Here is a 13,805-nt window from a genome sequence, read left to right as displayed (position 1 = left end):
GCATGAAGAAAACCTATTACCTCTTCAATCCTGGCCGCATGAGCCGCAAGGACAATACCTTGAAATTCACGCCGGTGGATGAACAAGGTAGGGAAGGGGCGCCCAAGTATATTCCCGTTGAGGGTGTTTCGGACTTGTTTTGTTTCGGCAGCCTCGATGCCAACAGTGCTTTGTATAACTTTTTGGGAAAGGCAGGGATTGCTGTCCACTTTTTCGATTATTATGAGCATTACACCGGCTCGTTTACGCCCAAAGAATACCTCTTAGCTGGCAAGATGCAGATTGAGCAGACGAAGCAGCATATTGATAAACGAAAGCGACTGGTGCTGGCGCGGAAATTTGTTTCCGGAGCAGCGTTTAACATGATGAAGAACCTGCGTTATTATATCAACAGGGATAAAGACCTGACGGCTGCCCTGGCTTCCATTGAACAATATGCCATGTTGGTTGATGGAGCTACAGCCGTGGATGAACTCATGGGCATAGAAGGTAATGTCAGACAGGCATATTATGATGCTTTTGATGGCATTATCGGCGCGGACTTCACTATGGGTAATCGTAGCAAGCGTCCCCCGCAGAACGAAATCAATGCGTTGATCTCTTTTGGCAATATGATGTGCTACACACTGTGCTTAAGCCAGCTATACCATACACAACTCAATCCGACAATTAGTTTCCTACACGAACCCGGTTATAGGCGCTACTCCTTGGCGCTGGATTTAGCCGAGATATTCAAACCCGTACTGGTTGACCGGCTAATATTCCGCGTATTGAATAAAAAGGAAATCCAAGCGAAAGATTTTGATCATCGACTTAACGGTTGCTTATTGAAAGATGCAGGACGGAAGACATTTGTAAAGATATGGGAAGAACGCATAAACGAAACTTTTAAACACCCGGTACTAAAGAGGCATGTGAGCTATAAGCATTTGGTTAAACTGGAGTGCTACAAGTTGAGCAAACATATTCTGGGGATGGAAGAATATAAACCTTTTAAGGCACGTTGGTAATGTATGTGATTTTGGTATATGACGTAGGCGAGAAACGTGTAGGAAAAATGCTGAAATTGTGCAGGCGTTACCTGCACTGGATACAAAACTCGGTATTCGAAGGTGAAATCACACCTGTGAAATTAAAGGAATTGCTTGCTTCGGCTAAGAAAATCATGGATATGGAATGTGATAGCATCATTGTATTCAAAAGTCGGGAGGAAAAATGGTTGGATAAAGAAGTGGTGGGTAAAGAGCGAAATGAGCTGGGGAATTTTCTTTAGCAAGTCGTCGATGAAGACGAAAGCAAAAGGTTCTTTGACATCTTGAGCCTAAATTGGTGCTGTAATCTTTGCGTAGACTGCCGCAAACAAAGTTGTCGATGTTGGGGGATTTTCAGGTTATCGGAGGTCGACTACTATTTGTGTCAATTCTATTGATATAAATTTTGGCGTTCGGCCTTAAATCGACATATTTGCTCGCAGTTTATAACGGCCTTTAATCGCACCATACAGGAATTGAAATGGCTCCCGCATGAATAAAAGAGCCGAGCGATTCAACACCTTTAATCGCACCATACAGGAATTGAAATACGACTTTTGGCTGCAAATTCTGGTCTCGATAATACCTTTAATCGCACCATACAGGAATTGAAATTCTTACGGTTTTGAGATAGCGAAATCTTTTACAGCCTTTAATCGCACCATACAGGAATTGAAATACCTTTTCCCGGACCCTTGGCGAATTCGAGAAGACGCCTTTAATCGCACCATACAGGAATTGAAATATCCGGAAGCGGCAGTTTCCTGGCGTTCCCGGAACGCCTTTAATCGCACCATACAGGAATTGAAATCTTTTCTTTAACACCAGCACCAGCAAGTTGGTGGTACCTTTAATCGCACCATACAGGAATTGAAATCTTCTTCCGGAAGGATATGTACGATTACGCGTGGCCTTTAATCGCACCATACAGGAATTGAAATAAAGGCGGTAATACTCCCAATTATACGCCCGTTAGACCTTTAATCGCACCATACAGGAATTGAAATTTTTTTCGCTCTTTTTTGTTAAAAAAGAGTGGCACGCCTTTAATCGCACCATACAGGAATTGAAATTTGTATATCTTCTGGTAAGCAGCGAAAGGCAAAGCACCTTTAATCGCACCATACAGGAATTGAAATAACAAGTGTAAACAACCAATAAACACCAAAAACCATCCTTTAATCGCACCATACAGGAATTGAAATTGTAGTTAATCCAGGCTGGCTGCTTTCCCGCGGATTCCTTTAATCGCACCATACAGGAATTGAAATAGAGGTAGTAAGCACGGCAGAAGCCACATTTGCGCCTTTAATCGCACCATACAGGAATTGAAATACGGCATAACCAATATCGCAACAAGAGGTGTTACCACCTTTAATCGCACCATACAGGAATTGAAATCATTTAGCTGCGTTGTGACTTTTGCAAGCTCCGTACCTTTAATCGCACCATACAGGAATTGAAATATGAAACACAGGAGTAAATATGACAAGAGCAAGAGACCTTTAATCGCACCATACAGGAATTGAAATACAATGGGCAACCCGTATATAAATCTGCAGGAAAGCCCTTTAATCGCACCATACAGGAATTGAAATAGTAGGCGTACCACTCTTTTTTAACAAAAAAGAGCGCCTTTAATCGCACCATACAGGAATTGAAATAGAAGATAGAGCAGCTAAAACTGGCAAACAAAGAAGCCTTTAATCGCACCATACAGGAATTGAAATGCCAGCAGGGACTGGCGCTAAAAACGTACCAATCCCCTTTAATCGCACCATACAGGAATTGAAATATCTTACCATCGGTTAGGTTCAGGCTCTGCAAATAGCCTTTAATCGCACCATACAGGAATTGAAATACAGTTAAAAATATCCTCGTTTATGAGCAACTCATCCTTTAATCGCACCATACAGGAATTGAAATCCGGCAGCGTATAGCTCCTTATTATATACTTCCTGCCCTTTAATCGCACCATACAGGAATTGAAATTCAGATTGGTTATCCTACCAGTATTTGTCGCATTCTCCTTTAATCGCACCATACAGGAATTGAAATTCCAGTAAAGTATATTGTATCGCTGCTTGAAGGACCTTTAATCGCACCATACAGGAATTGAAATGTAATCCTATCGTCCGCGAGCATGATAACGTGATACCTTTAATCGCACCATACAGGAATTGAAATTTTACACAAGGAAGTGGCACTTTATGGGATTATTTACCTTTAATCGCACCATACAGGAATTGAAATAGGAATTCCTGCGTACGGAAAGCAACACGAAGGTCGCCTTTAATCGCACCATACAGGAATTGAAATATAAACGAAGCGTTCAACTGCGGCCTATTTGAAAAGCCTTTAATCGCACCATACAGGAATTGAAATCAGCTTGCGTACGGGCTATATTAGCTTCCGCTTGCCTCCTTTAATCGCACCATACAGGAATTGAAATTTGCTTCCGAGAGCTGTATAACCTCCTGGGGGCAATCCCTTTAATCGCACCATACAGGAATTGAAATAGCGCTTTTCTACGCCGCTCCCTTCCCTCCTCGTCCTTTAATCGCACCATACAGGAATTGAAATGGCTTTACCGATGGCTTTTAACCCACTATGCGAATCCTTTAATCGCACCATACAGGAATTGAAATCAAAGCACAGGTACCAAAGTACCCATTTGCAGCGCCTTTAATCGCACCATACAGGAATTGAAATCTAAAGCCTATGCAGCAGGATTTCAGACTACTTTGGCCTTTAATCGCACCATACAGGAATTGAAATAACTGCAACCCTTCAAGCAGCGATACAATATACTTCCTTTAATCGCACCATACAGGAATTGAAATAAATAATGGTACCTTCGGATATGTTCCCCGGTATTCCCTTTAATCGCACCATACAGGAATTGAAATAGCCTTCTTTGCCGAAGGTTAGTTGTCCTCCGCGCTCCTTTAATCGCACCATACAGGAATTGAAATAGGCCGGTGATGGTTTTAATAGCCTCTGCCGAACCACCTTTAATCGCACCATACAGGAATTGAAATAACAGTGCCGTTACATCGTACACCTTGCCGTCGGTTCCTTTAATCGCACCATACAGGAATTGAAATTCTTAATCATATTAGCAAGAAAATAGTCGGCCAGTACCTTTAATCGCACCATACAGGAATTGAAATATGCGGCGGCCCGCACGTGGGCTAAGGTAAGCCCCCCTTTAATCGCACCATACAGGAATTGAAATTCGCTATGATTATTGAGGAAAACGAGCACTTCAACACCTTTAATCGCACCATACAGGAATTGAAATGCTAAAAACGCCGCCATTAAAGCTGAAAACGACAGGCCTTTAATCGCACCATACAGGAATTGAAATTTTTCCAGCGCGAAGTTGCCGTACGTGCGGTTGTACCTTTAATCGCACCATACAGGAATTGAAATATAAGCCAGCATTAGACGAAATAGGATTCCAAGACCCCTTTAATCGCACCATACAGGAATTGAAATCGAATTGCTGGTTTGGATTAGCGGATAGTATCAGCCTCCTTTAATCGCACCATACAGGAATTGAAATTGCCTAACGGTACAAAGCACATCGTCCACAAGCGGTCCTTTAATCGCACCATACAGGAATTGAAATTTTGTTAAATATTATAGTCCTAATGAATAGCCTATGCCTTTAATCGCACCATACAGGAATTGAAATTCGAGTAGCTTGCGTTCGTCAGCGGTGAATCTGTCGCCTTTAATCGCACCATACAGGAATTGAAATATATCAAGAACGAGGTTATTCCATGCGATGCGGATACCTTTAATCGCACCATACAGGAATTGAAATCAGAATACCTTGCCGAAATCGAGCAGACAGTTACCGCCTTTAATCGCACCATACAGGAATTGAAATATCAGGCGGCGACGTTAACGCCACAATGCGCGCAACCCCTTTAATCGCACCATACAGGAATTGAAATTCCAGCAATAAAACTGGGGGGTTATCTGTCCAGGCACCTTTAATCGCACCATACAGGAATTGAAATCGCCTCGACTCGCCCCGATTCAACCTTTCAAGAATCCTTTAATCGCACCATACAGGAATTGAAATAGGGCACGCAGAACATACTGGCATTCACCGAAGCACCCTTTAATCGCACCATACAGGAATTGAAATACTGTGGCAGGAGTATGAAAGCTGGAGACAAGAGCTCCTTTAATCGCACCATACAGGAATTGAAATAGGGTATTGGCGGCAGCCTTTCTAGAATGGGCGGCTTCCTTTAATCGCACCATACAGGAATTGAAATTCATCAAGGAGACGGCTACGGGCAACTACAAGCCGACCTTTAATCGCACCATACAGGAATTGAAATGCGGGAGCTTATTCAGTATCATCCGGGGCAGTTACACCTTTAATCGCACCATACAGGAATTGAAATATGGACACCAAACTCGGCGACAGCCTGGGACTGCACCTTTAATCGCACCATACAGGAATTGAAATACCCTTGCGGGACAATACTTGTTTTCGCATTTTCCCTTTAATCGCACCATACAGGAATTGAAATTTGTTAAACGTTAGTGTTACGAATATGCCCTGTTTACCTTTAATCGCACCATACAGGAATTGAAATCCAAACATGAGTATTCGTAAAACAATTGGAGGCGACACCTTTAATCGCACCATACAGGAATTGAAATATGTTGGCCAGCGGGAATGTGCTCAGTTGTATTTCTCCTTTAATCGCACCATACAGGAATTGAAATGAATTTTTGGGTACAAATAGGGGTAGACATAACCGCCCTTTAATCGCACCATACAGGAATTGAAATATCAACGGTTTCTTAATCAGGTTCAGGAAGGCCTCGGCCTTTAATCGCACCATACAGGAATTGAAATACGCTCACCAGACCAGAACCGAGAGAGTTCCATTCGGCCTTTAATCGCACCATACAGGAATTGAAATATCCAAACTTTCAAAAATGTGGGTACCACAATAAACCTTTAATCGCACCATACAGGAATTGAAATATTTGCGGCTTCTTCCCGCTATTTTCCGTCCAGGGGCCCTTTAATCGCACCATACAGGAATTGAAATTCGTAAGGGGTGGCAACAGCCAATATACCCTCCACCTTTAATCGCACCATACAGGAATTGAAATAACGTAAACAATCAATAAACAAAAACATGAGTATTCCCTTTAATCGCACCATACAGGAATTGAAATTGTAGTTAATCCATGCTGGTTGTTTGCCGGCCGACCTTTAATCGCACCATACAGGAATTGAAATGTCGAGGCGGCATAAGATTGTAACCAGCGGGCAAACCTTTAATCGCACCATACAGGAATTGAAATATATTGGCCAGTGGGAATGTACTTACTTGTATTTCTGCCTTTAATCGCACCATACAGGAATTGAAATACAAAGTAGTTGATTGTTATCCATCTCTTGCTCTTCCTTTAATCGCACCATACAGGAATTGAAATTAACCATCCGCCAGTGGGTTGAGAAGCTCGAAAGCGCCTTTAATCGCACCATACAGGAATTGAAATCCGGTAAAACTCAACGCCCCCAACAGCACAAATATACCTTTAATCGCACCATACAGGAATTGAAATTCGTTGAACTCTGCATTAAGCAGCGCCCATTCGTTCCTTTAATCGCACCATACAGGAATTGAAATCAGGAACATCTGCGAAATCCGTAATGGGGAGCTGAACCTTTAATCGCACCATACAGGAATTGAAATAGGAGTATTAGTGCCGACATTGAGCGACTATTTTCCTTTAATCGCACCATACAGGAATTGAAATTGTCTAAAGGTATTGGCAGAGAGTGGTTGACCCCGGCCTTTAATCGCACCATACAGGAATTGAAATAAAAATCCGACCTGGACAGCCTTCTTTAGCGTCTCGACCTTTAATCGCACCATACAGGAATTGAAATCCGGTCACAAAACGGAATCTTCGTTCCTGCGCTATACCTTTAATCGCACCATACAGGAATTGAAATAAGCGTGGAGGCTTAAAACATATGCGCTAAGGATAGCCTTTAATCGCACCATACAGGAATTGAAATGCGTATGAAGTTAGATACCCTGCTTTGGCGTATTCACCTTTAATCGCACCATACAGGAATTGAAATGACACAAAATTAGGGAGCGGATTCGGCGTATGCTGCCCTTTAATCGCACCATACAGGAATTGAAATGCGGGGGTGGGGTGACGGTGTTTAGCTGCTCTACGACCTTTAATCGCACCATACAGGAATTGAAATATCAGGGTCCCGAACCCCCTGTCGGATAGGAGTACGTCCTTTAATCGCACCATACAGGAATTGAAATACGCCATTCGTAGACGAATACGGCGACAATTACGGCCTTTAATCGCACCATACAGGAATTGAAATCGAGCTTTGCGAATTCAGTACCGCCGGATGCCCCGCCTTTAATCGCACCATACAGGAATTGAAATCAGCGTTCCTCCGCGCTACCGTGTTGTCAACGGCCACCTTTAATCGCACCATACAGGAATTGAAATAACGTAAACAACCAATAAAAATCACCAAACATGAGCCTTTAATCGCACCATACAGGAATTGAAATTTGGAATCGGCATAGCCACACACAACAGGCGCGACCCTTTAATCGCACCATACAGGAATTGAAATTTGCATCCCCAAGATTCTTACCGGGGTCGTAGGGGTCCTTTAATCGCACCATACAGGAATTGAAATTGAATAGCGGTATCCAGTCGTCTTTCCGTGGCATAGCCTTTAATCGCACCATACAGGAATTGAAATTTCCGGGGGACGCTTACGGAGGTACACGATGAGGCCCTTTAATCGCACCATACAGGAATTGAAATCGAAAAAACACGAAACAAAAAATTCAGGAAAAATCCCTTTAATCGCACCATACAGGAATTGAAATGCCGTTTCGGGTTGGTGTGTGAGGTAGTACTTAAACCTTTAATCGCACCATACAGGAATTGAAATTTCACTGCGTCCGCTCCCGTAACCGGCTGACTGAACCCTTTAATCGCACCATACAGGAATTGAAATACCAAACCTCGAACGTGCCGAACGGGCCGAACTTCTCCTTTAATCGCACCATACAGGAATTGAAATTGAGCCGAGTGGCGCTGCCAGGCGACACGTTCGACCTTTAATCGCACCATACAGGAATTGAAATCTGAACTTGCCGTGACGTATCGCCTTGATAAGGATACCTTTAATCGCACCATACAGGAATTGAAATACGAGGGCAGTAGCATCCCAGAGATCAGCAGACGGCCTTTAATCGCACCATACAGGAATTGAAATAAAGCTACCATATTAAAGTATACTACCGTCATGCGCCCTTTAATCGCACCATACAGGAATTGAAATAGATGAAAGGGATACTCGGCTATTGGACATACCAAACCCTTTAATCGCACCATACAGGAATTGAAATTTTTCCAACGCAAAGTTACCGTACGTTCGGTTATAGCCTTTAATCGCACCATACAGGAATTGAAATATCCGAAAATTACGCGCATTGACACATGCTATAAACCTTTAATCGCACCATACAGGAATTGAAATGTGCTTTTAGATGTACCTTGTATAGACTCGGGTCCCCCTTTAATCGCACCATACAGGAATTGAAATTAGCCCCAGCGAATAACCTATGTATTGTTTGACACCTTTAATCGCACCATACAGGAATTGAAATATACCCAAGATGTGCCGTTGTGCGCGTACAATCGGCCCTTTAATCGCACCATACAGGAATTGAAATTTATACGATATGTGTAATGCTACACCCGATTGAGGGCCTTTAATCGCACCATACAGGAATTGAAATTTATCTCCCCGGAATTGGGCCGGAGGTGAAAGCCCCCTTTAATCGCACCATACAGGAATTGAAATTACCTCAGGGAGTTGATATACCGAAGCCGGAATCTACCTTTAATCGCACCATACAGGAATTGAAATTTTTGCCCCCGTCCTTATTGCTACACTTAAAAGACCTTTAATCGCACCATACAGGAATTGAAATCGGGATGGAGAGCTGTCAGGCAACAAGATGTTCATACCTTTAATCGCACCATACAGGAATTGAAATTCTCGGATTTTCTTGACCATGTCATACAGACGCTCCCTTTAATCGCACCATACAGGAATTGAAATTGCTTTGTTTTTGCAGATTTTATTGACCTCCAAAGCCTTTAATCGCACCATACAGGAATTGAAATTGCTTTCGCCTTCGTTAATCTCCATATCCGGGCCTTCCTTTAATCGCACCATACAGGAATTGAAATTCGCGTTCATGTTCCGGACGCCATTTTCCTTTCTCGCCTTTAATCGCACCATACAGGAATTGAAATTTATACGATATGTGTAATGCTACACCCGATTGAGGGCCTTTAATCGCACCATACAGGAATTGAAATTTCAACCCGGTTGTTGACTACACCGGAGGAGAGTGCCTTTAATCGCACCATACAGGAATTGAAATGCAATTACAGTATATTCAATCCCCTCCACGGCTGGACCTTTAATCGCACCATACAGGAATTGAAATTGCTGTTTAGCAAGAATACATGGTCTGTCAACCCATCCTTTAATCGCACCATACAGGAATTGAAATTTCCACGACGCATTTGCAAAGGCCGTCGCAGAAGGTCCTTTAATCGCACCATACAGGAATTGAAATTTGACGACCCGCTGAACCCTAAGGAGGCGGCCAGCGACCTTTAATCGCACCATACAGGAATTGAAATTGACTTTGATTAAACGTATTCCGGGAGGGCTTACCCTTTAATCGCACCATACAGGAATTGAAATTTAGCAGCATATAACTCTTTGTTATATACTTCCTGCCCTTTAATCGCACCATACAGGAATTGAAATTCATACGTGACCGATCGTGCGCTGACTTCTGCGAGCCTTTAATCGCACCATACAGGAATTGAAATTCCATTTTCAAACCAATTTTAATTTTCTAACCAATACCTTTAATCGCACCATACAGGAATTGAAATTGCATTCTATGCACACTCCGCATCCGACTGGTACTGCCTTTAATCGCACCATACAGGAATTGAAATTGTAGTTTATCCAAGCTGGCTGTTTGCCTGCCGATTCCTTTAATCGCACCATACAGGAATTGAAATCTTGTAAATTGCTTGTCAAATACCACCATAGAAGTCCTTTAATCGCACCATACAGGAATTGAAATAAATTTTTGGGTTCAAATAGGAGTTGATATCACCGCCTTTAATCGCACCATACAGGAATTGAAATTGAACATTTGTTCATTTTCCAGCGCGAAATTGCCACCTTTAATCGCACCATACAGGAATTGAAATTCCAGTTGTTAAATATGTCGGATTGGTACGTTTTTCCTTTAATCGCACCATACAGGAATTGAAATTCTATTACGAACTGTTGATTTGTTGGCGCGGAGAGCACCTTTAATCGCACCATACAGGAATTGAAATGTGCTTTTAGATGTACCTTGTATAGACTCGGCCCCCCCCTTTAATCGCACCATACAGGAATTGAAATTGTAGTTTATCCATGCGGGTTGTTTTCCGGCTGATTCCTTTAATCGCACCATACAGGAATTGAAATTCCGGATTGCCGTAACCCAGCCTGTTGTTTAGTTCTCCTTTAATCGCACCATACAGGAATTGAAATTACTCGGCACTCTCTCGCGCATACTTTGTTTCTATCCCTTTAATCGCACCATACAGGAATTGAAATCGAACACGAAGACATTGTTCGGAAATGTGCCGTGTTCCTTTAATCGCACCATACAGGAATTGAAATTCGCACTACAATTATTGCTTCGATATTACTTAGCGTACCTTTAATCGCACCATACAGGAATTGAAATTTGCCAAACCATTAGCTTTTATCCCCCGCCCTACCGGCCTTTAATCGCACCATACAGGAATTGAAATTTCCGATGCCCAGCTGGTTGTTGTGCAGCGCTGCGCCTTTAATCGCACCATACAGGAATTGAAATTGTAGTTTATCCATGCAGGCTGTTTGCCGGCTGATTCCTTTAATCGCACCATACAGGAATTGAAATACCTTAACCTGCCTCGCCGGCGAGGCGCCGCCGGCCTTTAATCGCACCATACAGGAATTGAAATATCTCTTTTATTTTAGTGTTTCTCATAACCCTAATGCCTTTAATCGCACCATACAGGAATTGAAATTTCCGATGCCCAGCTGGTTGTTGTGCAGCGCTGCGCCTTTAATCGCACCATACAGGAATTGAAATTCTACTTTTATTACGGCCTTTCCTCCCTTATGTTTGCCTTTAATCGCACCATACAGGAATTGAAATAAGTTTCCTTGTGTTCCTACTCCTGCTACGCCTAAGCCTTTAATCGCACCATACAGGAATTGAAATAAACAGCTATTGGCTTGTTTTAAAACGCAACACAACCCTTTAATCGCACCATACAGGAATTGAAATTGTATTTTGTTACATAACTTACTGTCCGTTGGTTTACCTTTAATCGCACCATACAGGAATTGAAATTGCAGGCATTTGCAGTGGCTTTCGCCAGTAGTCTTGCATCCTTTAATCGCACCATACAGGAATTGAAATGATAAGCGTATCGGTAGCCGTCCGACTTAGTGTACCTTTAATCGCACCATACAGGAATTGAAATTAGCCTGCCCAAACGTAACCATATTGCCATTTCTTTCCTTTAATCGCACCATACAGGAATTGAAATTTTTTTATCGCTTATCTCCATTTATTTTCCAAAGTGCCTTTAATCGCACCATACAGGAATTGAAATGCGATTGAATGTTTGTTCTTTCACTTATTGCATCCACCCTTTAATCGCACCATACAGGAATTGAAATATAGACTGATACAATATCCTCATGCTTGTAGATACGCCTTTAATCGCACCATACAGGAATTGAAATAGGCGTGGCGGTTGATCGTGCCCGGAGGTAAGCTGGCCTTTAATCGCACCATACAGGAATTGAAATGCGTGGGGACATATGGCGAGGCTAAATTCGATACAGCCTTTAATCGCACCATACAGGAATTGAAATTCGAGGCAAGGGACGACAATGAAGCATTCGAGGAAACCTTTAATCGCACCATACAGGAATTGAAATATTAGTTCCCGATAGAACAAAAAAGCCTACTGCATACCTTTAATCGCACCATACAGGAATTGAAATTTTTATTACATAGAACCATGAACATGAAGGCAACGCCTTTAATCGCACCATACAGGAATTGAAATTTCAAATAGGCATCACCCTCCTCGCGGAGCCTATCCCTTTAATCGCACCATACAGGAATTGAAATGTCTCACGATGTTAAGTTGTCGATGCGAATGGGTACCTTTAATCGCACCATACAGGAATTGAAATAACAGGCGATGGGACGAATGCGAACAATTGCCTACCTTTAATCGCACCATACAGGAATTGAAATAGGAGTATAGTGCCGAATTGCGGGCGACCATTTTATCCTTTAATCGCACCATACAGGAATTGAAATTCATAGAAGCCGGGGTCGCCAACTCCAAGGGGAAGTCCTTTAATCGCACCATACAGGAATTGAAATATACACATACCGCATCCTACTGGTACAGCTAATACTCCTTTAATCGCACCATACAGGAATTGAAATTAAACATTTGTTCTGTCTCTATTGCAAAATTGCCATCCTTTAATCGCACCATACAGGAATTGAAATTTTTCTGTTACCTCCCGACCTTTGGAGCACAAATCCTTTAATCGCACCATACAGGAATTGAAATATGTCAGCCCATCCCGATTGCACGGTAGGCAGCGAGCCTTTAATCGCACCATACAGGAATTGAAATTGCCTGAAAAGTCACGCAAACCGATAAACCCTTCTCCTTTAATCGCACCATACAGGAATTGAAATGCAATCATGTGCATCCGGTAACTAACCGTCGTTTCTCCCTTTAATCGCACCATACAGGAATTGAAATTAGGTTCCGGCTTCCATTATCATAATCTTGCCGGACCTTTAATCGCACCATACAGGAATTGAAATCTTATTGCATCCACACTGCGCCGAACGATATATAGCCTTTAATCGCACCATACAGGAATTGAAATATGAAGATATTGCCGGAAATACCGGACGGTATTACTCCTTTAATCGCACCATACAGGAATTGAAATTCAAAATGCCAAAAGCAGGAGACGAAAGCGCTAAACCTTTAATCGCACCATACAGGAATTGAAATTGCAACAAGTACGAACTACTGGACGGATGCACCTACCGCCTTTAATCGCACCATACAGGAATTGAAATAACAGGCGATGGGACGAATGCGAACAATTGCCTACCTTTAATCGCACCATACAGGAATTGAAATATAGGCAGGTTTTGTGTACCACCGAATCCATACCACCCTTTAATCGCACCATACAGGAATTGAAATAAAAATCCGACCTGGACAGCCTTCTTCAATGTCTCACCTTTAATCGCACCATACAGGAATTGAAATTTGAATATTCTGGTTAGCGTCTGTAGGTCAGAAGCCCCTTTAATCGCACCATACAGGAATTGAAATTTATATGTTTTCCCAATACGCGCAGGCATGTCCCGCTGTAATCTTCCCTTAGCTAGCTACATTCAAAACTAAAGAATTCCAATCAGAATTGCTATTGCTATCCTGTTGGAATGTGGGAAACTCGGAGAGTTTTCCATATTTCAACAGGAACTCTGTCGGTGTCAACTGCCCCAGCGATGAATGTGGCCTTTCGTTATTGTA

2 protein-coding genes and 1 CRISPR repeat array are annotated in these 13,805 nt (G+C 42.5%); both genes read left to right on the top strand.

The window, feature by feature from the left end:
* Positions 1-2 precede the first annotated feature (2 nt).
* The gene (cas1b, locus tag BM030_RS17350; protein WP_090974881.1) at positions 3-1,010 is read left to right on the top strand and encodes a type I-B CRISPR-associated endonuclease Cas1b; all 1,008 of its coding nucleotides are present in this window, start codon (positions 3-5) and stop codon (positions 1,008-1,010) included.
* Positions 1,010-1,273: a CRISPR-associated endonuclease Cas2 gene (gene cas2, locus BM030_RS17345; RefSeq protein WP_090974880.1), complete on the top strand. Its 264-nt coding sequence runs from the start codon at positions 1,010-1,012 to the stop codon at positions 1,271-1,273. The genes cas1b and cas2 overlap by 1 nt, the downstream gene beginning before the upstream one ends.
* Positions 1,274-1,484: 211 nt before the next feature.
* Positions 1,485-13,604: a CRISPR direct-repeat array (repeat unit 30 nt; unit sequence CCTTTAATCGCACCATACAGGAATTGAAAT).
* Positions 13,605-13,805: the final 201 nt, after the last annotated feature.

The sequence above is a fragment of the Parapedobacter composti genome (assembly GCF_900112315.1).
Taxonomy (GTDB): domain Bacteria; phylum Bacteroidota; class Bacteroidia; order Sphingobacteriales; family Sphingobacteriaceae; genus Parapedobacter; species Parapedobacter composti.
Note: the sequence above shows the minus strand (reverse complement) of the source record. Positions and strands in the feature narration are given on the sequence as shown.